The organism is Deminuibacter soli (assembly GCF_003412455.1).
Lineage (GTDB): Bacteria > Bacteroidota > Bacteroidia > Chitinophagales > Chitinophagaceae > Deminuibacter > Deminuibacter soli.
Genome location: NZ_QTJU01000003.1, coordinates 75,049 through 98,346, shown reverse-complemented (window position 1 = coordinate 98,346; position 23,298 = coordinate 75,049). Strand labels below are relative to the sequence as shown.

18 protein-coding genes are annotated in these 23,298 nt (G+C 48.4%); 9 read left to right on the top strand and 9 right to left on the bottom strand.

All coding sequences use genetic code 11. The features are described 5' to 3' along the window. Positions 1-47: 47 nt before the first annotated feature. A complete protein-coding gene (locus tag DXN05_RS10735) occupies positions 48-587 on the top strand; it encodes an RNA polymerase sigma factor (RefSeq protein ID WP_158559209.1) in 540 nt (179 codons plus the stop codon). Next, a complete protein-coding gene (locus DXN05_RS10730; RefSeq protein WP_116847256.1) occupies positions 580-1,911 on the top strand; it encodes a hypothetical protein in 1,332 nt (443 codons plus the stop codon). The genes DXN05_RS10735 and DXN05_RS10730 overlap by 8 nt, the downstream gene beginning before the upstream one ends. Before the next feature lie 303 nt (positions 1,912-2,214). Here DXN05_RS10730 and DXN05_RS10725 read toward each other — a convergent pair whose 3' ends face one another. Continuing rightward, positions 2,215-5,460 carry a TonB-dependent receptor gene (locus tag DXN05_RS10725; protein ID WP_116847255.1) on the bottom strand — a complete coding sequence of 1,082 codons (3,246 nt, stop codon included), beginning with the start codon at positions 5,458-5,460 and terminating at the stop codon, positions 2,215-2,217. 219 nt (positions 5,461-5,679) lie between these two features. On the opposite strand from DXN05_RS10725, the gene DXN05_RS10720 reads away from it, so the two are divergent. Then, entirely contained in the window at positions 5,680-6,066 is a 387-nt protein-coding gene (locus DXN05_RS10720; protein WP_116847254.1) for a BlaI/MecI/CopY family transcriptional regulator, read from the top strand. Positions 6,067-6,110: 44 nt separating this feature from the next. Continuing rightward, positions 6,111-8,051, top strand: a complete 1,941-nt coding sequence (locus DXN05_RS10715; protein ID WP_116847253.1) for a M56 family metallopeptidase — start codon at positions 6,111-6,113, stop codon at positions 8,049-8,051. A 17-nt stretch (positions 8,052-8,068) separates the two neighbouring features. Here the strand turns inward: DXN05_RS10715 and DXN05_RS10710 are convergent, their stop codons facing one another. From DXN05_RS10710 to DXN05_RS10695, 4 genes are all read right to left on the bottom strand, one after another. Continuing rightward, positions 8,069-8,860 (bottom strand): hypothetical protein, encoded by a 792-nt coding sequence (locus DXN05_RS10710; protein ID WP_116847252.1) that lies wholly within the window; start codon positions 8,858-8,860, stop codon positions 8,069-8,071. A gap of 15 nt (positions 8,861-8,875) precedes the next feature. After that, the gene (locus DXN05_RS10705; RefSeq protein WP_116847251.1) at positions 8,876-9,061 is read right to left on the bottom strand and encodes a hypothetical protein; all 186 of its coding nucleotides are present in this window, start codon (positions 9,059-9,061) and stop codon (positions 8,876-8,878) included. A 56-nt stretch (positions 9,062-9,117) separates the two neighbouring features. Further along, positions 9,118-11,484, bottom strand: coding sequence for a TonB-dependent receptor (locus DXN05_RS10700; protein ID WP_116847250.1), 2,367 nt, complete (start codon positions 11,482-11,484; stop codon positions 9,118-9,120). 141 nt (positions 11,485-11,625) lie between these two features. Beyond that, the gene (locus DXN05_RS10695; protein ID WP_116847249.1) at positions 11,626-12,246 is read right to left on the bottom strand and encodes a DUF3347 domain-containing protein; all 621 of its coding nucleotides are present in this window, start codon (positions 12,244-12,246) and stop codon (positions 11,626-11,628) included. Between the two features lie 111 nt (positions 12,247-12,357). Between DXN05_RS10695 and DXN05_RS10690 the strand changes: the two genes are divergently transcribed. From DXN05_RS10690 to DXN05_RS10680, 3 genes are all read left to right on the top strand, one after another. Then, entirely contained in the window at positions 12,358-14,319 is a 1,962-nt protein-coding gene (locus DXN05_RS10690) for an ABC-F family ATP-binding cassette domain-containing protein (RefSeq protein WP_116847248.1), read from the top strand. Between the two features lie 159 nt (positions 14,320-14,478). Continuing rightward, complete coding sequence (cysM, locus tag DXN05_RS10685) at positions 14,479-15,360, top strand: cysteine synthase CysM (RefSeq protein WP_116847247.1); 882 nt, start codon at positions 14,479-14,481, stop codon at positions 15,358-15,360. 65 nt (positions 15,361-15,425) lie between these two features. Continuing rightward, a complete protein-coding gene (locus DXN05_RS10680; RefSeq protein WP_116847246.1) occupies positions 15,426-15,989 on the top strand; it encodes a GNAT family N-acetyltransferase in 564 nt (187 codons plus the stop codon). Here the strand turns inward: DXN05_RS10680 and DXN05_RS10675 are convergent. Further along, the gene (locus DXN05_RS10675) at positions 15,972-16,523 is read right to left on the bottom strand and encodes a DNA-3-methyladenine glycosylase I (RefSeq protein ID WP_116847567.1); all 552 of its coding nucleotides are present in this window, start codon (positions 16,521-16,523) and stop codon (positions 15,972-15,974) included. The two genes, DXN05_RS10680 and DXN05_RS10675, sit on opposite strands and share 18 nt — an antisense overlap. A 110-nt stretch (positions 16,524-16,633) precedes the next feature. Here DXN05_RS10675 and DXN05_RS10670 point away from each other — a divergent pair, with 110 nt between their 5' ends. Together DXN05_RS10670 and DXN05_RS10665 are read left to right on the top strand one after the other, a co-directional pair. After that, positions 16,634-18,157, top strand: a complete 1,524-nt coding sequence (locus DXN05_RS10670) for a serine hydrolase (protein WP_116847566.1) — start codon at positions 16,634-16,636, stop codon at positions 18,155-18,157. A 1-nt stretch (position 18,158) separates the two neighbouring features. After that, entirely contained in the window at positions 18,159-19,448 is a 1,290-nt protein-coding gene (locus tag DXN05_RS10665; protein WP_116847245.1) for an amidohydrolase, read from the top strand. Positions 19,449-19,519: 71 nt separating this feature from the next. Here DXN05_RS10665 and DXN05_RS10660 read toward each other — a convergent pair whose 3' ends face one another. The 3 genes from DXN05_RS10660 to DXN05_RS10650 all read right to left on the bottom strand — a co-directional run bounded on the left by DXN05_RS10660 (position 19,520) and on the right by DXN05_RS10650 (position 23,039). Then, positions 19,520-20,188, bottom strand: a complete 669-nt coding sequence (locus DXN05_RS10660; protein WP_116847244.1) for a YggS family pyridoxal phosphate-dependent enzyme — start codon at positions 20,186-20,188, stop codon at positions 19,520-19,522. Between the two features lie 346 nt (positions 20,189-20,534). Next, complete coding sequence (locus tag DXN05_RS10655) at positions 20,535-21,785, bottom strand: hypothetical protein (protein ID WP_147313891.1); 1,251 nt, start codon at positions 21,783-21,785, stop codon at positions 20,535-20,537. 99 nt (positions 21,786-21,884) lie between these two features. Continuing rightward, positions 21,885-23,039, bottom strand: a complete 1,155-nt coding sequence (locus tag DXN05_RS10650; protein WP_116847242.1) for an acyl-CoA dehydrogenase family protein — start codon at positions 23,037-23,039, stop codon at positions 21,885-21,887. Between the last annotated feature and the right edge of the window lie 259 nt (positions 23,040-23,298).

Sequence of the window (23,298 nt, the reverse complement as noted above, 5' to 3'; positions counted from 1 at the left end):
TTGCGGCGGAAACCGGCGGATTAAATCTGCCGGTTTTACCTTCAGCAGTGAGCGTTAAGAACCTGGATAACATATTGGCCCTTTGTCTGCAAAACGACCGTATAGCGCAAGAAAAGCTGTACAGGGCATTCTTTGGCCTATTTTATACCGTAGCAAGGGATTACACAACCGACAATGAGAGCCTGCTGGCGATTATCAATGAAGCCTTTCTGAAGATATTTCTGCACCTGAAAGATTACGACACCAGCAAAGGCAGTTTTGAAACCTGGAGCAAGCGCATTTTGCGCAACCAGTGCATTGACCACTACCGCAAACAAAAAAACGCGATCGCTGCCATAGAAATAAACGATTCGGTTAGCAATCATATTCAGCACAACGATTCACAGCCCGGCAATTCACGCGATACAGCGTACTATTTCAGCCTGTTGCCCGAAACCACAGGCAAGGTTTGCAGACTGTTTTTCCTGGAGGGTTATGCCCATAAGGAAATAGCAGCAGAACTGCATATTACCGAAAGCACTTCGCGCTGGCATGTTTCGGAAGGTAAAAAACGTTTGCAGGAAATTTTAAAGAGAAAATATGCCTGAAGACCAAGATGATATACACGATTACGGGCCACCGCCTTCCTTCCTGGAAGATACGGGATGGGCACAGATGCGCAGTCTGCTGGACACGCACATGCCTGTGGCAACGGAATCGCCGGTAGTTCCCCTGCCCGTGCGATCACGTTTGCGGCTGCTTTTATGGCCCGCCCTTGTAGCGGCAACGCTGTTCCTGGGTTTGCCCATGCACACACGCGATGCCCTGCAGCAAAGCTCCATACCGGAAGATATTGCAGTCCACGCCGCAACCAAACCAGGCGACGCTCAAAACAACAATACAACAACGCTTATTGATACAACTGTACACAACAATCAACCGCTTTCAATTGCCGGCCAAACGTCAACTATTGAACCTGCAACCCGCCGCTTTGTTGCCGGTGAAGTTGGAGGCAACGCAAAAATAGGTCGTAAACCGGTGCATGGCAATAGTTTTAGCGCTGCTGCCGGCGCCAACAACGAAGCCCCACCTGTAGCCAATGCTACACGGCAGGCTAACAGTGCCGATACAATGGCGGCTTCTCCCCTTGCAACAAGCGCTGCGAAAATTACCAGTCCTGACAGCCTTACGGCTAAAACCGCTACGCCAACAGACAAGTCTAAAGACAGCACCGTGAAGTCTGCTGCCAAAAAACAAATTACCCGTCAGCCTTTATTGGGTGTTGCACTGGAGCTCAATAAAACCATCGCACGTCACAGTCACCCCAACAGCCTGTTATACCAGGCGCCGGTGTTTCCTTCTTTAAAGGCCACCATACACATCAATAACCGCTGGGGCATATCTACAGGCGTTGCCCTATTTGCACCCGGTAATTTCAAACACCCGGTTACGCAGCAGGTGCCTGTTGTAAACCTGGTGTCTAATCTGGCACTGGTTACAACCAAAGAAACGGTTGACCAGGTGTATTACTGGAAGATACCCATACTCGCTGAGTATAACATCAATCGCAACATCAGTGTGTTTGGCGGCATAGAGCTGGCTTTTCTGCAAAAAGTGCTGGTAAACAAACAGGAGAATTTTAATTCTGCTTCAGATACTGTTACCACGCTCAGGGTAAACAATTACCTGCTTTCAGGCGGCACCGTAGACCGCGCGGCACTCGGCCAGTCGTACGATGTACGCAAATTCGATCCGCGTGCAACAGTTGGTGTGCAATATCATTTCAACCGGTTTTATGCGGGCGTACAGTATAGCCAGGCACTGCAAAACTCTGTTGTGTACAAGAATTACTCCTACCAGCCCAGCAAAAACAAGATGATTAATTTTACGGTTGGTTTTAACCTCCTTAAAAGTAAAAAGGCAGCCAAATAACAACTTATCGATTTGCTCAAAAATTTGGCAATTATTATAAAAAGTAGCTACCTTTAATTAAAGGAACCAGGAGGCTGCTACCTCTGGTCCCCTGCTTTTACTGAAACAAATCAATAAAAGCTTTAAGTTTTGTCGCTAAACTTATTAACTTAATAAGAACATCCAGGATTACTTTAAACCTGGGTGTTTTTTTGTTTTTAGTAATCATCCATAACCAGTGAGATTTTGAGCCTCTTCATTTAAAATATAAAGCCCATCTGTTTAGGATGGGCTTTACGCATTGATACATTCGTACCAGCTTCTTTAAAAAATATACCGCAAACCCAACTGCAACTGCCAGCGCGAAGGCAGGTCAGGACTGGTGGTAAAGGTAGATTGCTGTGAAGGATCGAACTGGTAAATGGTTTTACCGCCTGCATCTTTGCCGGTGTAAGCCACAGGCTGGTAATAACCCGAAGCACTGGCATATTTACGAACGCCCCATTTGCTGCTGATGAGGTTGCCGATGTTTACACAATCAAGACTGAACTGGATGGTGCGCACCCGGTCTCCTGCCTTGAAATTAAAATCCTGCAACACGCGCATATCCACCTGGCTAAACCACGGTGTGGTGCCTGCATACTTGCCACTGTAGCTGCCCCTGTGGCCGCGCAGGTATTTATCCTGCTGGATAAATGATTCGAGTGCATTGCGCTGTGCAGCTGCATCCTGCTCTTTGCCCGATGCATCGGTAAGGGTGGCAAAATTCATATTGCTGATTTCTGCTGCTGTAGGAATATAGATCAGATCGTTCGCAGCAGAACCATCGTTATTAATATCACCGCCATACACATAAGAATACCGGTTGCCACTGGTGTAACTGCCGAACAGCGATACCGTGGTGGCAAAATTCTTTTTAGCGCCATAGGTAAACTTGCGGATACCAGCCAGCACAAAACGATGCGTATTGCCATACAATGATGGTCCGCCCACTGCTTTGTTGGAATTGTTGAGTACAGGATTACGGTCAAACGCATCACCTGAAATTTCAGCTGAAATAGAGTTGGCATCCCTCGCTATAAGATAATTGTAAGCGCCCATTACATACAGGCCATGGCTGAATGTTTGCTGTACCTGGAATGTAAGGTTTATTGAGTGGCCAATGTTGGTATTGGTAAACACATAGGTGCTGGTATTGCCTTTATCTGCCGGCAGGTATATACTGCGGGTATCGCCTGTGCCGGAGTTAAGCGTGCCGGTGGGCAATCCTAAGCCATAGTCACGCACCAGCATGGCATGTACGTCTTTGCTGTAAGCCGCATCAACAGTGAAAATGGTTCCTGTAGGCAGTTTATAGTCGATGCCGATATTGGTACGCCATATCTGCGGCCACCTGAAGTTTTGCGCAGTGATATTGTAATAACCTGTTTTGGGATTGCCGATTGCATTGCCTAACCATACAAACGGGAAGCGGCCGGTAAACAGGCCGGAACCGCCGCGCAGCTGCACAGTTTTATGCCCGCTGATATCCCAGTTAAAGCCCACGCGTGGCGAGAACAATATTTTGCCTGTCGGCATGCGGGTGTTGTCAATCTGCTGGCCGGGGCCATTGCTTACAGGATTGCCGTTTTCATCAAACAGTTTTAATACATCTGTGTTGGGCAATGTGGGTGAGCCGGTGAGATAATTACCCGCAAACGTACCATCTGCATTCATTACAGGTTCGCGGTAGCTGGCCTTGGAAGAAAAGTAGAGCGGCTTATCTGCACGCACACCATAGGTTAATGTGAAGTTGCGGCCGGGTTTCCATTCGTCCTGCAGGTAAAGCGCTGCCTGGCCAACGGTAAGATAATACCATTTCCACTGGCCTGCTGCGCCTGCGTTGCGGGCATAGGTAACATCCACATCAAGCGGGTAAGCACCAAACACTACGTTACCGCCAACCGGCACCTTTGTAATAAAATCATTGATATCGATACCGCCAAACAATGTGGCGCCATAACCGGTAAGGTTAAAGGAGTTGGCAAACTTAAACTGCTCGTACGATGCCCCGATGGTGAGGGTATGTTTGGAGAGCAGGATGTTGAAGTTGTCTGTCAGCTGCAGTGCATCCTGGTTCAGCACGTTGTTGATGGAAAAAGGCTCGTGCCCTGCAACAATATACGGCACACCGTACTTGGTGATATTAAGCGCCGGGAAGGGTGTGGAAAATGGATCGCGCTTGTCCCGGAAGATGGTATAGACTGCCCTGAATTTATTCGCATACATGTCGCTGAAATTCGATTTCAGCTCAAGTCCGAATGAATGCAGCCGGTTGATCATTTTATAACCTGAATTCCTGAACTGCAGCGTAATGGCATCCGGACCGCGGCGGTTGATGGAATTGGGATGTGCCGGTTTTTCCTGTGAAGCGTCAAGGCCATTGTAGGTAAAGGACAGGCTATGGCGGCTGTTGATGACCCAGTCTATTTTAGCCAGCCATTTGTAGTTCTTGGTTTTTAGTTTGAAGCCTTCGTACAGGCCGGTTTCGTAACCAAAGCGGCGCTGCAGGATATTGCTTACCGAATCAAGGTCGCTGGCCAGTACGCGTGAAGTAGTGATACCGCCTTTGTTGGCATCTGTCTGTGCAACATAGGCACTTGCAGCGTCTTCGCGTTGTTCGGTTTCAAAGTTCACAAAATAATACAGCTTGTTCTTTTTGATGGCACCGCCCAGCGAGCCACCTGCCTGTACATGCGACAGGGAGGGTGTTTTTATTTTAGTGCCGTTTACACGCTGTCCGGTTAAATCATCATTGCGGTAAAAGCCATAGATGGTTCCGGTGGTTTTATTGCTACCGCTTTTGGTTACAGTGTTTACACCCGCACCGGTAAAGCCTGATTGCGTCACATCGTACGGTGCAATGTTTACCTGTATCTGGTCAATGGCATCCAGTGAAACGGGCTGGGCGCCTGTTTGTCCGCCCGGTGTAGGAGCATCCAGTCCAAACGGGTTATTGAATACCGCACCATCCAGTGAAAAGTTATTGTATTGGCCATTGCGCCCTGCAAAAGAGGTACCGTTGTACGTGGGTGATGCAGATGGGGTAAGCCTGGTGTAATCATCTGCAGAACGTGAAATGGTAGGCAGCTGCCTGATCTGGCTGCTGCTGATGTTGGTAGATGCGCCTGTACGTTTATCGTCGAATATTTTTGAACGGGCGGTCACCGTCACATCCTGCAGCTTGCCCGCCCCCTGTTGCAGGGTAAATACCAGGTCGCTGCTGCCGCCCAGGTCAAGCATAATGTTTTGCTCTGTTTTGCTTTCATACCCGGCAAAGGATGCAGTAACCGTATACGGACCACCTACCCGCAGGTTGGGTACCAGGAAGCGCCCGTCAGACCGGGTAGCGGTGGTTTTATTAATGCCTGCGTCGGCAAACGACAAGGTAATGGTGGCGCCTGGTAATACCTTACCTGCCTCATTGTATACAATACCATTGAGTGTGGCAGTGGTTACCTGCGCGTTTAATTGCAGCATGCAGCCGGTGCACAGCAGCAGCCATGCTGCGGCCAGTGTAAATTTTCTCATGCAGTTTGTTTGTGATTGGTGTTTTGTGAAAAGAAAGTCCAGTAACATCAAAATACAAAAAAAGAAAGGAGCTATGCCGGGGATTTGCTCACATGAGTGGAAAACTCTATTTGAAAACCAAAAAGAATCAGCCATCACTTATTACCGCGGAATGAGCAATTCTGACCGCTGGTAAACATAAATATTTTTTCGTACGAAAAATTTCCTACCTTAGATTTCATGAAACAGGGATCACTCAAAACAGCAGACCCCACCAAAGCAGAGCTCGAAATTCTGCAGGTATTGTGGGAACATGGCGCCAGTACGGTAAGGTTTGTAAACGACCAGCTGAACAAACAAAGGGAAGTGAACTACACTTCTACCCTGAAGCTGATGCAGATTATGGCAGACAAAGGCATTTTGCTGCGCGATGAAAGCCAGATGAAGCATATTTACCGTGTAGCCCAGGAAGAGCAGCAAACCAAGGAGCACCTGCTGCAGAAATTCGTAGACGCCATGTACCAGGGCTCGGCCAGCAAACTGGTTATGCAGCTACTGGGCAATAAACAAACCTCAGATGAAGAGATCCAGGCCATTAAAGACCTGTTGGATAAGCTGGAGAAATAATTAAATTAATTTCTATAATTAATTAAAAATCAAAATATTAATCCATGCAAACGCTCTCTGCATTATTTACCGGGCAAATGGCCCGGGCCTTGTGCAACACCCTGCTGCATTCACTTTGGCAGGGCGTATTGCTGGCCATTGTAACCGGTATTATTGTATTGTGCACCCGCAGCAGCAGGGCCAGCACACGCTACAACAGCCTGGTTGCTGCCTTAACGGTGTTTACACTCGGCGCTGTGGTTACTTTTATCTGCGAGTGGCACAATGCCGCTACGGCTGCCGTATCCGGCAATGCAGCGGCTTACATGCCGGCTGTTGTTTTTGAGCAGGTACAATATGGTGGCGCCGCTACAGATTCGCTTACCGTTTTATTACAGCAATGGATTAACCAGCACACCGGTGCGCTGGTACAAATATGGCTGCTGCTGTTTACCATGAAAACCATACAGCTGCTCGCAGGCCTGCATGGCACCTGGTATATGCGCCGTTATAAAACCGCTGCTGTAACCGGTTACTGGCAGCAGCAACTGCAACAACTGAGTAACAGGCTGCAGCTGCGGCAAAAGGTACAGCTGCTGGAATCGCAGCTGGCAAAGGTGCCCATGGTAATTGGTCATATGAAGCCTGTGTTATTGCTGCCCATCGGTTTGCTCAACAACCTGCCGCCCGACGAAACAACTGCTATATTAATTCACGAACTGGCCCATATTCGCCGCAGGGATTATCTGGTTAACCTGCTGCAAAGCCTGGTAGAAACGGTATTTTTCTTTAATCCTGCCATCTGGTGGATTGCCGCACTGCTGCGCACAGAAAGGGAAAATTGCTGCGATGATATTGCAGTGGCACATACCGGCAACAAAGCAAAATATATCCGCGCACTGGTATCCTGCCAGGAATACCATACCCGTGGTGCAAGCGCCCATTATGCAATGACGCTGGGCAAAAAAGGCGGCGCGCTTATGCAACGCGTGCAGCGTATGATCGGCAGCCGCAACCGCTCACTCAACCGCTGGGAAAAACTGCTGCTCAGTCTTTGTATTGTAGCTGTATTGGTGGTTGCGGGCATACCTGCTTTTGAACAACGCAAACAGCCGTCACCCGCTCAATATGCCGGTACGGCCTACAGTGACACTACGCGCAAAAAAGCAGAGCCACCTTACGAAGTGTATAAACCGGAAGAGATCAGTAGCGGAACCTACCTGCATAACCAGCAAAAATGGAACGGGCAATTGTACCATACCTACCTGGTTAAAGAGAAGGACGGCGTGCTGTACCAGATAGTTTTTGCTGACGACCAAATGAGCTCTTTGTATATTAACGGCAAAGCTATTCCGCAAAATGAATGGGCAGCCTACAGGAAGAAAATAGAAAAGCTGACTGCGGCACCAGCACCACCTGCTGCACCATTCGCGATAGTACCTGACCACCCGGAAGCTGCTGAAACGCCCGAACCTGCAGAACTGCAAGCCCCGGCAGCGCCAACACCAGCCAAAACAGCCAAGGGCGCAACAGCCCCTGCTGCACAAAGCCTTCCCTTGCCGCCACCTGCTCCCAAAACTGCCCGTGCAGCACAACCTGTTATTACTACTGACGTATTGATGTCGCCGGCTGCTTCGGCACCTGCTATACCGGCTCCGCCAACTCCGGGAGGCAAAGTCACCTCTTCCGGTAAAACCACGATGTCTACTGATGTGTCTGGCGGTAATTTTGTCATCACAAGAGATGATAGCGGCGAAAACGTGGTAAGCAGCGGATATGTGCCCCGTCCCGATAAACCAAACGCGGAACAGGTTATCATCAATGAATTGCTGAAACGCAAAATTATTACCAGTACCCAGAACCTGCGCTTCACCATTTCAACAGAGAATGGTTTAAAAGTAAATGATGTACAGCAGCCCGATGCAGTGTGTAAGGCTATTTTACAACAGCTGGGCACAGGTAACGACCACTTTTCAATGGCCTATTCCAAAGACACGAAAGATTAAATACAGGAATAAGGGGCTTATGCTTCCGGTGTAACATCTTTTATTTCCTGTTCCTTTTCAGGTGTAAGATCCAGGCTGTAGTAAGTAATGTGCATATTCAGCACCAGGTTGTAAGGAATAATAAAGAACTCGCCCGGCAAATCGTAATAACGGTTGTCGGGCTTTCCTGTTGCCGGCGCTTCATCTTCCCGCAGGTAACGCCGGCTTACGTCAGACAGGTAAATACGGTCAATGCCGCCTTCCTTGTTTAACGTATAATGCGATAACACACCCATGTAAATCACCGTGCCTTCATCACTGCGCATCAGCACATCTACATATTTAAAATCTACGTTTTCGGCAGTACCGGGGATATCAGGAAAATCGAGCATTTCACCGCTGAATACATAGTGCCATTCATTCTGGAAACGGAACAGCGAAAATTTGCGGTCGAGCTTTAACCTGCGTACAAACTGCTTGGTAAGCAAACCGCCTGCAATGGCCAGTATACTTACACCGGCAAAGTATTCAATAATCAGTACAGCATGCTGCCCAATACCGTTAAAGGCGCCGGTTACCCTGCCTGCATCGGTGGTGCCGCTTAGCAGGGTACCCAGGGTTTGCACATCAAAAGTGTAGCGGCCCCTGACAAATAATTCAAAGCCTATGATGTGAATGATAAATCCGGGCAGTATACTGGCGAAAACTAAATCGGTGAGTGTTTGCTTGAAATATTCCTTGGAGAATTCGGCGGTATAGTAAAACCGCCTGAAGAGAAAACCGGGATAAAGTACAATGAGCAGTACAAGTGTGGCTAGCGCTATATTCATGCGGCCCGGCTAATGCTATTTATTTTTATAAGAACCTACGCGTGTTACTGAAATACCGTTTGAGGCACGTGCTGCTACAGGAACACCCCTGTGGGCATTGCGTTCGTTGCGAACGGCAGCCAGTAAGGCAGGCATTAAACCGGCCTTTTCGAGGCGCAGCATTTTTTCGCTTTTTACCGCAGGTGCTGTACTGAATTTCATGTGTAACAAATTTGACTATGTGCAAGTTAATAAATTATAAGAATAAAAACAAGCGGTTACCAGTGCACATTCCAGGTAACGGCGGGAATAATGGGAAACAAAGATACTTTTTTGGCTTTTATCACCACCCGGCCATTCAGGGAAATGCTGCCGGATTGATCGTAATAATAAAAATACGGGTTGGCGCGGCTGTACACATTGTAAATACTGAATACCCAGCTGCTGGTATACTTGTGTTTGCGTTTGGGAACCGGCGTGTAGGTGGCCGCAAAATCGAGCCGGTGATAGGCCGCTGCGCGATAGGCATTGATGGTGCTGTACTGCTGCGTTAGCACATTGTTAATAAAGTAAAAACGTTCAGGCAGCGACATGGCATTGCCCGATCCGTACACGAAAATGGAAGATAGTTTCCATTTTTTGGTCAGTTCGTACATACCCACCACCGATAAATCGTGCCGGCGGTCGTATTTGCTGGGGTATTTGTTGCCATAGTTCAGATCAGGAAACCGGCGCCAGGAGTAAGAAAGGGTGTACCCCACCCAGCCGGTAAGCCTTCCTTTTACTTTTCGTACAAACAGTTCGCTGCCGTAACTCCAGCCTTTGCCAAATACAAATTCCTGCTCCGGGTCGGTAAGTGATGGCGTATATCCCTCCCGGTATTCAATCTGGTTCTGCATGGTTTTATAGTACAGTTCCAGCGAGGTTTCAAACATATTGTTATTGAAATTGCGGAAATACCCCGCTGCATACTGCCACCCTATCTGCGGTTTTACGTGCAGGGTGCTGGGTACCCATAAATCGGTAGGCAATGTGGTACCGGCATTGGTTACCAGGTGTATGTATTGCAGGTTGCGGGTAACGGCCAGTTTTACCGAACTGTTGTTGTTGAGCATAAAACGCAGCGTAGCCCTGGGTTCGAGCCCGCCATATCCTTTTACCAGTTTACCGCTGCCGTATTGTACGCTGTCGAGTTTATTGCCGTCTGCATCACGGTTGTAAGCAGTATAGGGACCTACCTGGTGAAACACGCTGTAACGCACACCAACATTCAGTTTCAGCAGTTTGCTGATGTCCCAGTCATCCTGTATATAGGCTGCATATTCCTTGGCATGTTTGGTTACGGAATTATTGGGTGTAAACTCGGTTGTATCCTGGCTGCCCGATGCCACATTGGGCCTGAAGGTATGGTAGGTGTACTGTGCCCCGAAGCGTACTTTATGTGCGGTAGATGCATACCAGTCAAAATCTGTCTTGGCTGCATAATCCTGTATGCCGGAAGAGAGTTTGAGGTTAAAATTATTCTGCCCGCCGTCAAACGAAAACTTGTAGTCGTTATACAGCAGCGTAAGGTTGGCAAACAGTTTACGGCTGAATACATGGTTAAGCCTGGCCGTGGCTGTGGCATTACCCCAGGGCACGCGCAAGCTGAATGAGCGGCGGCTGTTTTTGTATTCAAACACATCGCGGCCAAGATAGCCGCTCAGGTACAGGCGGTCACGCGGGGAAAAGATATAATTCATTTTGGCATTGAGGTCGTAGAAATAATAACCCGAGCCGTACGATGAGTTTTGTTTGGATACAAAGGGTTTGATCAGCTGGTCTACATACGTGCGCCTGGCAGACAGCATGTACGATGCTTTTTGTTTTTTGATGGGTCCCTGTATGGTAAACCGCGATGCAATTAAACCAATGCCTGCGTCTATCTCCGTTTTGTTGAGGTTGCCTTCTTTCATGGCAATATCCAGCACAGACGATAAACGCCCGCCATATTGCGCAGGCATACCGCCTTTAATGAGCGATACACTTTTGATGGCATCCGAATTAAATACCGAGAAAAAGCCGAACAGGTGGCCGGAATTGTATACAACGGCTTCATCCAGCAGAATGAGGTTTTGATCGGGTCCGCCCCCGCGCACATAAATACCGCTGTTGCCCTCCCCTGCATTGCGCACGCCGGGCATCAGCTGCAGGGTTTTCAAAATATCGGTTTCACCCAGCAATACCGGCAGGGTTTTAACGGCGTTCATGTCCAGGTCTATCTTGCCCATCTGGGCTGTTTTAAGATGGTCTTCCTTCTTTTTACCAATTACCGTCACATTGTTCATGCTGGTGGTAAGCGGTGAAAGTAAAATATCGAGGCTGCGGGTACTGTCGACCCTGATGGTAAATACCTTGCTTTCGTACCCGATAAAACTGCATACGGCCTGGTACTCGCCTGCTGCAAGGGTAATGGAATAAAAGCCATACCGGTTGGCATTAACACCTTTGCGGCCTTCCTCAAACGAAATGGATGCGCCGATCAATGTTTCACCGGAAAGTGAATCTTTTATGTAACCGTTCAGCGTGTATTTTATTTGTGCGGCAAGCTGTGCGGCGAGGCAGGGTAAAAAGCAAAGGCAGGCTAGTATGGTCAATTGGCGCATGTAATATGCTAAAACAAAAAGCCTGGGGGCTTGTTTGAAAGCACGGCGGCATTTTTTCTCCCCGTCGCCTCCTCAACCGCCCAAAGCACCGCCCTCCGGAGAACCCGGTTCTCCGCTCCCACTTTAAACGTTAAACCAGTACTAAGAATGACGGAAATCGATGGAATCCTGCACCTTGCCGCAGCCGATCATACCGCCTGCATAGTGCGGGTGCTTTTTGCCGAGGTACGGGTTTACAATGGTGGAATCTGTGCTTATCCAGAAGGCTTCTTCACTGTCGTTGAAGGCCATGGGACAGCTCATGTGGTAAATAACGCCCTGGTCGTAATGCACGGCGCGGGCCAGGTTATATAAATCTTCAGATAAGACATAAAAAGAGCGGCGTTTGCCTTCAATGGTGGCTTCACCGGCAATGGCCTTGGTTTCGGCTACCAGCCCGTCTGCCAGGCTTTTGGCAGTAGCAATAATGGCAGTATCTCCCTTCAGTTCATTGAATTTTACGCTGTTTGCCGCTGCTGCCAGTTTAGGCGCCAGCTGGGTGGCCTGCACGCTGTCCCAGTTCACGAACGCAGTTTTGAGGTCAGCATAAGCCTGCAGCAATTGTCCGAAAGATTCGTTAAAAGCCGCACTGTTTTTGCTGATGGCAAGGGGTTGCTGTTTGGGAGCTTCGGCAGCGGGTTTACCGCTTTTTTTCGACACCAGCAGCCATGCGCCGCCTGCAATAACCACCACGCCCAGCAACAGCCATATTCCTTTTTTCATATTTATTTTTTTGGGAATCTCAAAGATAAGGGAATACAGCAGGCACTACACTCAATCTTCTGCCAACTCTTTCGTAAATTTGCGCTGCAATTTGAAAAAGCAAGCTTATTTATGTTAGTCGGATTGAACAATGTTACTTTCGAGTTTGGCGCCCGCGTTATTGTTGAAGAAGCCACCTGGCACATTCACCCGGGCGAGCGTATCGGCCTTATCGGGTACAACGGAACTGGTAAATCAACCCTGTTAAAGGTGATTGTGGGGCAGTACACCCCAAGCGTAGGCACCGTTGAAAAAGGCCGTGAAACTACCATCGGTTACCTGCACCAGGATCTGCTGAGCTTTGATACCAACGATTCTATTCTTGAAGTAGCCCTTACTGCCTTTGAAAGGGTAAAACAGCTGGAAAAAGAGATCGAGGAACTGGGTATTCAACTCGAAAAAAACTCCGACGACGAAAAACTGCTGGAACTTTATACCGATAAACTGCACGAACTGGATGTAATTGGCGGTTACACCGTTCACCACCGTACAGAAGAAGTGCTGCAAGGCCTTGGTTTTGCCAATGCCGATCTGCACCGCCCCTACAAGGAGTTCAGCGGTGGCTGGCGCATGCGTGTGCTGCTGGCGAAAATGATATTGCAACAGCCTGATGTGCTGCTGCTCGATGAGCCCACCAACCACCTTGACCTGCCCAGTATTGAATGGCTGGAGAAATACCTGATGCATTACCAGGGCAGCGTGGTAATTGTAAGCCATGACAAGTTTTTCCTGAACCGCATGGTGAATAAAATCGTAGAACTGTACCAGCAGCGCCTGCACGTGTACAGCGGCAACTATGAATACTACGAAACAGAAAAGGAAATGCGCGTAGAGCTGCAGCAGCGTGCCTACGAAAACCAGCAGGATTATATACGCCAGCAGGAACGTTTTATTGAACGCTTTAAAGCCAAGGCCTCCAAGGCTGCCGCTGCACAAAGCGCCATGAAACGCCTCGATAAAATTGACCGTATTGAACAGGTGGAAATTGAACGCCCTAACCTGCGCATCAATTTCCAGGTAGATAAACAGCCGGGCAAAGTGCTGGTTGACCTGAAAAATGTGACCAAACGTTTTGGTGACAATACCATCATTGAAAAAGCAGTTGCAGAAATCGAACGCGGTGATAAGATCGGCCTTATCGGCGCCAACGGTAAAGGTAAATCAACCGTGCTCCGCATTGTAGGCGGTACTGAGCAGCACGAAGGCGAGCGCGTATGGGGACACAATGTGCAGGAAAGCTTTTATGCGCAGCACCAGCTGGAATCACTCAACCTCAACAATACCATACTCGAAGAAATGCTGAGCTGCGGCAGTGGTAAAACCGAACTGGAGCTGCGTTCTTTGCTGGGCTGTTTCCTGTTTTCGGGAGATGATACCGATAAAAAGATCAGGTTGCTGAGCGGTGGTGAAAAAGCGCGTGTGGCGCTGGCCAAGGTAATTGTAAGCAAAGCCAACTTCCTGCTGCTGGATGAGCCCACGAACCACCTTGACATGAACAGCGTGGAGCTGCTGGCTGATGCCCTTAACAAATACGAAGGCTCTATCCTGTTTGTAAGCCACGACCGTTTCTTCATCTCTAAAACAGCCAATAAAATCTGGGAGATCGTTGACCATGAGATCAAGGAATTTAAAGGCACCTACGATGAATATGTAGCCTGGAAAGAGCGCATGGCCAAACAGCAGCAGCAATCTGCCAAAGAACAGAAGGCAGCCACAGCAACCCCTGAATTGGCTAAATCGCCTACCCAGCCTGCCACACCTGTTAAAAACAATAACGACAACTTAGACAGGGAGCAGAAAAAAGAACTGCAGAAACTGCAGCGCCAGTTTGCCCGCCTGGAAGAAGATATTGCCAAAATGAATGCGGAGAAAAGCAAACAGGAGCAGGACATGGGCAACCCGGATATTTACAGCAACAAACAAAAATTCGCCAGCCTCGAAGCCGATTACAAAAGCATACAGCAAAAGCTGAACACTGCGAATAAAGAATACGAAACACTCTTCGAAAAGATCATGGAAATGGAACAGCAGTAGTTCCCCAATAAAAAGCCCGGCCAAGCCGGGCTTTTTATTGGGGATGGTTTCATGGTCGATGGCTTTTCAACCATCTAACAATTCAACCATCCAACCATTAAATTCTATAATTTTAGTAGATTACTTATTTTCGCGTTTCAACAGTGTAAACAACATTCTATGTCTGGCATATTAGATCTGGTTGGCAATACCCCGATGGTGTTATTAAAGAACGTTACCCTTAACCCCGCAGTGCGCATTTATGCAAAGCTGGAAGGCAATAATCCCGGCGGCAGTGTGAAAGACCGCGCAGCTTATGGCATGATTAAAGGCGCGCTCGACAGGGGCGAAATTACACCCGGCATCACACTCATTGAAGCCACCAGCGGTAACACCGGTATTGCACTGGCCATGATTGCCAGTTTGTTTAATGTGCCTATTGAACTGGTGATGCCCGAAGACGCCACACGCGAACGCGTATTAACCATGGAAGCCTTTGGCGCCAAAGTGATATTAACGCCGAAAGAGAAATCAATGGAAGGCGCTATTGATTACGCCAATGCACAGGTGGCCAAAGGCGGTTACCTGATGCTGAACCAGTTTGGCAATCCCGATAACTATGGCATGCACTATGCCACCACAGGGCCGGAGATATGGCGCGATACCAACCATGAAGTAACCCACTTTGTATCTGCCATGGGCACCACAGGCACCATTATGGGTGTATCAAAATACCTGAAAGAACAAAACCCGGCTATCCAGATTGTAGGATGCCAGCCCAGCGATGGCTCACACATCCCCGGCATACGCAAATGGCCCGAAGCGTATCTACCCACAATATTCGACCGCAGCAGGATTGACCGTACCATAGAAGTAGCCGAAAGCGATGCACGCACTATGACTAAACGACTGGCCCGTGAAGAAGCCATTTTCAGCGGCATGAGCAGCGGCGGCGCAGTACACGCAGCCGTACAGCTGTCAAAAGAACTCACCGCAGGTGTAATTGTCTGCATCATCTGCGATCGTGGCGACCGCTACCTCTCCTCCGATCTCTTTGACTAACCATACAACCAGCAAACCATTCAGCCATTGCTCTGTTCATTTTCAAATCAGCAAATTTTCAAATTATGCCTCCTTTGTTTGTTACAAAATTTGTGACCACTGATGATGAACTGGTGCAGATAGCCGCCCTGTCTGATGCCAACCTGGTATCCAATGTCAGCGATGATACAAAGGGAAAGGAAGGCTTTGTTACCTGGGCATACACGCCGGAGATTTTGCGCAGCCTGCATGCCGTTACCCCTTCTGTTATTGTGAAACACAACAACCAGGTAGCAGGTTATGCATTGGTGCTGCCGCAGGAAGCTGCGCAGTTGTACCCGCCGCTGGCAGGTGTGCTGCAGTATTTTAAAGAACACGTTACCTACCAGGGCAAACCCGTATCTGATTACCGTTTTTATGTAATGGGACAAGTATGCGTACACCCGCAGTTCCGCGGCCAGGGCGTGTTTGACAAGCTTTATCAATTCCACCGTGAGCAGCTTGCCGGTCAATACGATTTTATACTCACCGAAATATCTACCCGCAACCTGCGCTCACAACGTGCACACGAACGTGTTGGTTTTACCACCATTCATACTTACCATGACAATATGGATGAATGGAATGTGGTGTTATGGAATTTTATGTAGTTGCTTCAGTTGCTTGTACACCGGGCAGTTTTTGTGATGTGCACCAGGCAGGTAACCTGTGCTTAATAAAAACGATTCAACAATTTCACCACCGGTAAAGCGAAATGTCTTTTTAAACAGTTTCACCCAGGCATCCTTACCCATAGGATGATGCGCTTCTATCCATTGTTTAAAGGAACCATGCGATTTCTGCAGCACCAATACCTGCTGTGCATTGTATACCGCAGCGGCCACCTTCAGCCTGTTGCGGATAATACCTGCATCCTGCAGCAGCGCATCCACTTTAGCTTCATCATACCGCGCAATCTTTTTAATGCTGAATTTATCGTACGCCTTATAAAAATTGGCTTTCTTGTTCAGGATGGTTGTCCAGCTCAATCCTGCCTGGTTTATCTCCAGCAGCAAGCGGCCAAATAAAGCATCATCACTATCCAGCGGAAAACCGTATTCTGTATCGTGGTAAACGCGGTGCACACTGTCTTCAGGTTGTTGGTGTACAAAACCGCAGTAGGTTTTGTCAAATGGCTGCTCCATAAATACGGTAATCTTATATGTAAAGATACTGTGTGCCACAAACAAATTGTATGCAGCCTACTGCGCGATTACTGGTTTTTGTTACCTTTCAAGCTATAATCAGAACTGCTATGCGCATAAAATTGCTGGCAACCGCAGCGGTTGCCTTCCTTGCTTCGTTCACTGTACACGCACAAACACCTGCTTTTGTAAGCAATGACATCGATGCCTACATCAAAAAAGGTATGGCCGACTGGAAGATACCCGGCCTGGCAATCGCCATTGTAAAAGACGGGCAGGTCGTAATGATGAAAGGCTACGGCGTAAGAGACATTAAAACCAATGCACCGGTGAATGAGAACACGCTGTTTATGATTGCCAGCAACAGCAAATTGTTTACCGCTACAGCGCTTGCACAACTGGAGTACAATAAGCAACTGTCGCTTGATGACAAGATTACCCAATACTTCCCCGATTTCCGTTTGTATGACAGTACCACCACCCAACTGGTGACTATCCGTGATATGCTGAGCCACCACCTGGGTACCAAAACCTTCCAGGGCGATTTCACTTTCTGGAACAGCAATCTTTCACGCGGTGAAATCATGGACAAGATGCAACTGCTGAAACCCGTTGCAGGCTTCAGAAACAGCTTTGGCTATTGCAACAGCTGCTTTTTAACAGCAGGTGAAATCATCCCCAAAGTAACCGGCAAACCCTGGGAAGTATATGTGTACGATAGCCTGGTGGTACCGCTGAATATGCAAAACACCCATACACTGGGCTATGGCATGGAGCAAATACCCAACGCCAGCAAACCATACACCACTGCATTTACCGGCGAAATAAAAGAAATCCCCTACGATCATGTAGACAACCTCGCCCCTGCCGGCAGCCTGCTCAGCAATGTAAAAGACCTTTCTCAATGGCTCATCACCCAGCTCGACAGCGGCCGCTACGAAGGCAGGCAGGTACTGCCCTGGAAAGTATTACAACGCACGCGCGACCTCAATACCATTATCGGCAGCCGCAGCTCGCGCAATGGCCTCATGCACTTCAATGGTTACGGCCTCGGTGTTTTTGAAGCCGACTACGATGGCAAACAGGTATTCTGGCACACCGGCGGTGCATTTGGTTTTGTAACCAATACCTGCTTTGTGCCTGAAGAACGTTTGGGCATTACCATTTTAACCAACCAGGACAACCAGGAGTTTTTTGAACTGCTGCGTTACCAGGTACTCGATGCTTACCTGCAACAACCCTTCGTAAACAAGAGCGAACAGGCAGTTACCGGCTTTCTGCAGAAAGAAGAAAAAACCAACAGCGCCATCCGCGCATTACAGGCACGTGTAAAAGGCAATGCACCACCATTACCGCTGCAATCGTACACCGGCACGTACGAGAACATCCTGTATGGCCCGGTAGTGATTGAAATAGCCGGCAATGCCCTGCAGGTAGTGTTTAAAGGACACAATACCCTGAAAGCCTCGCTGCAATACCTCGACAACGACGAATGGCTGCTTACCTACAACAATATTGCTTTCGGTATTTTCCCCACAAGGTTTATGATGAAGAATGGAAAAGTGAACGGCATCACCATTAAGGCAAACGATTTTGTGGAATATGATCCGTATATTTTCACAAAGAAAAACTAGCATGAGAAAACTAACTGCTTTATGGGCACTGCTGCCCCTGTATGCCGGTGCACAAACCGGTACAGTCACAGCCTTTGATAAACCGGTGGCAGCAGTAAAAGACCAGGTAATTGCCTGGCGCAGGCAAATTCACCAGCACCCCGAACTGTCCAACCGCGAATTTAAAACCGCTGCACTGGTAGCAGAACAGCTCAAAAGCTTTGGACTGGAAGTACAAACAGGCGTGGGTAAAACCGGCGTAGTGGCTATTTTGAAAGGCGGCAAGCCCGGCCCAGTGATTGCGCTGCGTGCAGATATGGATGCCCTGCCTGTTTTTGAACGCCCGGATATTCCCTTTAAATCTACCGATTCGGCCGAATACCTTGGCCAGAAAGTGCCTGTAATGCACGCCTGCGGGCACGATAGCCATATCGCTATACTGCTGGGCACAGCCAAAGTGTTGGCACAAATGAAAGCACAGGTGCCCGGCACCGTAAAATTCATCTTCCAGCCGGCAGAAGAAGGCACACCCGGTACAGAAGAAGGCGGCGCACCGTTGATGATTAAAGAAGGCGTAATGGACAACCCGAAAGTGGAAGCCATATTTGGCCTGCACATTAATTCACAGACACCCATTGGCCAGGTGAAATACAAAAGCGGCGCCACCATGGCATCGAGCGACTGGTTTACCATTAAAGTAAAAGGCAAACAAACACATGGCTCCCAACCCTGGAATGGCATTGACCCCATTGCAGTTTCTGCACAGATTATAGAAGGCCTGCAAAATATTGTAAGCCGCCAGATGGAATTGACCAAAGCGCCCGTAGTGATTACGGTGGGCAAAATACACAGCGGCTTGCGCCCCAATATTATCCCGGAAGAAACGATAATGGAAGGTACCATCCGCACGCTGGACAGCAGGATGCAGGCACAGGTGCATGAGCGCATTAAATTAACTGCAGCTAAAATAGCCGAGGCATCGGGTGCTACTGCAGAAACTTCTATCGATACCAAAACCAAGGTAACGTTTAATGATCCAGCCCTGGTGCAACGCATGCTGCCCTCTATTGAAGCAGCTGCAGGCAAGGCCAATGTAACTGCTGCAGACTGGACTACCGGCGCGGAAGACTTTTCTTTTTACGGCGATAAAGCCCCGGCCTTTTTCTTTTTCCTCGGCGGCATGCCTCTTAACCAGGATCCTGCCAAAGCTGCACCGCACCACACACCTGATTTTTATATCGATGATTCAAGGCTGGATGTAGGCGTGAAAATATTCTGCCAGCTGGTATTTGATTATGCGAAAACAAAATAGGTTTAAAGTTTAACAGTTTAAGGTTTAACGTTCAATTGCTGGTGTTAACGTAAGCATCAGCGATTGAACTGCTATCTTGTTCCGAACAACAGGCTGCCAATGCGTACCATCGTGCTGCCTGCTTCAATGGCGAGTGCATAGTCACCACTCATACCCATGCTGATGGTATCAAAAGCAGTATCGTTCAGAGAAGCCTGTGCAGTTGTAAATAGCCGGCGGATGGCGGCAAACTCGCTTTTTACCACTTGCTGATCGTCTGTAAACGAAGCCATACCCATTATACCTTTTACCAGCACATTTGCGTATTGTGCTTTATTGGAGCGGTATGCTTCGATCAGCGCGGCGAGCCCGACAGCATCCATACCAAACTTGGTTTCTTCCTGGGCTACATGCACCTGCAGCAGGCATGCAATAGTGCGCTGGTTTTTCGCAGCCTGTTTATTGATTTCCTGCAATAGCTTCAGGCTGTCTACCCCATGAATCATATATACAAACGGGGCAATATACTTCACCTTATTGCTTTGCAGGTGACCGATAAAATGCCAGCGGATATCAGCAGGCAATACGGGCTGCTTTTCAGTAAGTTCCTGTACATAATTCTCACCAAAATCACGTTGACCCAAGGCGTACAGTGCCGCTATATCAGCTGCAGGCTTGGTTTTACTCACTGCTACCAGTGTAACCCCTTTGGGCTGCAACTGCGCGTTAATATTGGTATAATTCGTTTCTGAAATCGCCATGTGGAAGAATGGTTGATTGCTCGATGGTTTAATTTGCTTTATGGTTTAATGGTTATTCGTTTTATCCATTAAGGCACAAAGATAGATGAAGATGCATTCAGAACAGCTGGTAGCTTGTTTAGGCATATCGCCTTTGAAAGCGTACTATTCACTATGCCTGTGGCTGTGTCCCCACAGCCACTTCTTCACCCATAATGAGCGGCTGTAAGGACACAACCGCTGGCGATCTGAGGGAAGGATTCACTAAGATAGTCTCAACGTGTCGATGTCCCGATTCTCGAAAAGTACTCGCTAAGATCACTCACGACTGACTACTCACAACTCACGAACTGGGCTCTCGCAAAGTTCATTCACTATTCACCCGTTTCCGCCACACCAGGTATTCTAACAACAACACATTGTTATACGCCGGTGCATAGTAAAAGAATCTTCCCAGTCCTGTGCTGCCCATCCATTGTTTAAACGGGTTGGGAAGCATGGAAGTCATATTGGCGATGAAGAAAACGAAATCGCTGTTTTCTACCAGTGCTGTTACCGGAACATCGGTTTGCATAGCAGTTACGGGCGGCTGTACACCCCAGCGCATCAGCGCAGTGGAGAGAATGATTTTATCAACCAGGTTATCGCTTTGCGCAAATATCAATTGGGCATCTGCAATCAGTTGCTGTTTGTAAGGCTCCAGTAATGGCAGCGTTCGCAATTGCATTAACCTGGACAAATGATACAGGATAATAGAACTGCGGCTGTAATGCGGCGCAACAAATGAGGGATGCAACATATACTCCCTGCTCTTCACTACCTCCTGAATCAGCTGCAGTGAAGCCGAATCCGCAGCAGTAAACGCGAGTTGACGTTGCTGCACCATATACAATACATTGCTCAGCACGCAAACATCAAAATCAATCGGCATACGCTTGCCAAACCAGGTGGAGTACGCGGCAATATGTTTGTAGGCCTTCAGTGTGTTCTTTACTTTTTTCTTCCCGTTATTGGTATACCCCTGCATCAGCGCATGCACCTGCTGTACAACTGAATCCGGCGCATCCATCGCCATCAGTACAATAGCAGTATCATCCATGTCATCGGGTAACGTATGTGTTTTGTTCATCCAGTTGAGCCAGCCGCCATTGGGGAAAACCGTAGGCGGATCTGTTTGCCAGAAATTATAGGTATTACGCCCTTTCGTGTTGCGGAACCTGGCATATACAGGTGCAGCCCGGGAAATGATGGTATCGCAAAGCAGCTGGTCTGCCGGGGGCAAATGCGGTCTTAACTGGCGCAGGGTAAAAACTACAAGTCCTGTGTAAAAGGCGTTGTCATCATCTTTAAAATGATTGCGGTGTTTATCGTATTCACGGTAAGAAGGAAACATGCCTGCAGCGAATTTACCACTGGTGCGTACCTGCTGCGCAGCAATGCGGTTCAATAACTGGTGAACCTGTAAGCTGTCGCTGGCACAAAGGGTATTGTACCAGCCTGACAACAGTAACAGAACAATAATGCCAATGCCTGACCGGTGTTGTATAGCCATATCTGAAAATACCTGTTCATCAAATATAACGCCGGGAATGCTGAAAACCATCGGGAATCGAGACATCGACAGTCGAGACTATCTTAGCGAGTGCCATGCTTGTCGCCGGAGGCGATATGCACCCAACAAGCTACCGGCTATCAGCTTACAGCTATCAGCTATTCCTCACTTCAATATCGCGCGGCTGATAACAATGCGCTGCACCTCGCTGGTGCCTTCGTAAATCTGGGTGATTTTGGCGTCGCGCATCAGGCGTTCTACGTGGTACTCCTTTACAAAGCCATAACCGCCGTGTATCTGTACGGCTTCTGTGGCTGTCCACATCGCTGTTTCGGAGGCGTACACCTTGGCCATGGATGAGCTTTGCGTATAGTCGAGATGCTGGTCTTTTTCCCAGGCAGCACGCAGGCATAAAAGCCTTGCAGCTTCCACCCTTGTGGCCATATCGGCCAGTTTAAACTGTATGGCCTGGTGATGCATGATTTCTTTACCAAAAGCCTTGCGTTGTTTGGCATAATTCAATGCCAGTTCATAAGCGCCGCTGGCAATGCCCAGGGCCTGCGATGCAATGCCTATACGGCCGCCGGCCAATGTTTTCATGGCAAACTTAAAGCCCGATCCGTCTTCGCCAATGCGGTTGCGCTTGGGCACTTTTACATCGTTGAACAGGATGGTATGTGTATCACTGCCGCGTATACCCATCTTATTTTCTTTGGCCGCCACGGTAACGCCCGGCCAGTTTTTTTCTACAATCAGGGTATTAATACCGTGCGATCCCTTGGCTGCATCTGTTTGCGCCATTACCAGGTAAACACTGGCGGCAGAGCCGTTGGTAATCCAGTTTTTGGTGCCGTTGAGCAGATAGTAATCACCCATGTCTTCTGCCGTGGTACGCTGGCTGGTGGCATCACTACCGGCTTCCGGTTCGCTCAGTAAAAAGGCTCCGATGTATAACCCGCCATCTTTGCGGCCCTGTGCCAATGGTGTGAGGTACTGTTCTTTCTGCGCTTCGTTGCCAAAAGCCTGCAGGCCCCAGCATACCAGGCTGTTGTTTACACTCATACACACGCTGGTGCTCGCATCTATCTTGCTGATCTCTTCCATGGCCAGTACATAGCTCACGGTATCCATGCCTGCCCCGCCATATTTCGGGTCAACCATCATACCCATAAAACCCAGTTCGGCCAGTTTCATTACCTGCTCGCGCGGGAATTTCTGGTGCTCGTCACGCTCTATTACTCCCGGTAAACATTCGTTTTTAGCAAAATCCCGTGCAGCTTTCTGAATCATTAAGTGCTCTTCATTCAATTGGAAATGCATATCGTTATTTTTTATGGCTGGACTAAGATAAGTATTTACCACTAACAACCGTTAGTTGCATTGCTAACTAATGTAATTTACTTATATTCGCATAGCTTTCCATCCCCACTCCCTGGTTTTCTTCCATCTACTCCTAAAAAATAGTTTAATCTGTAACCCCGACTTTAAAGCCTGCTTAAAACCACCCCAAACGCACCTTAAAACATATTACAGTTGATTATAAACTGAAATTTTACACGTTACTTAGCGTCATCAATCC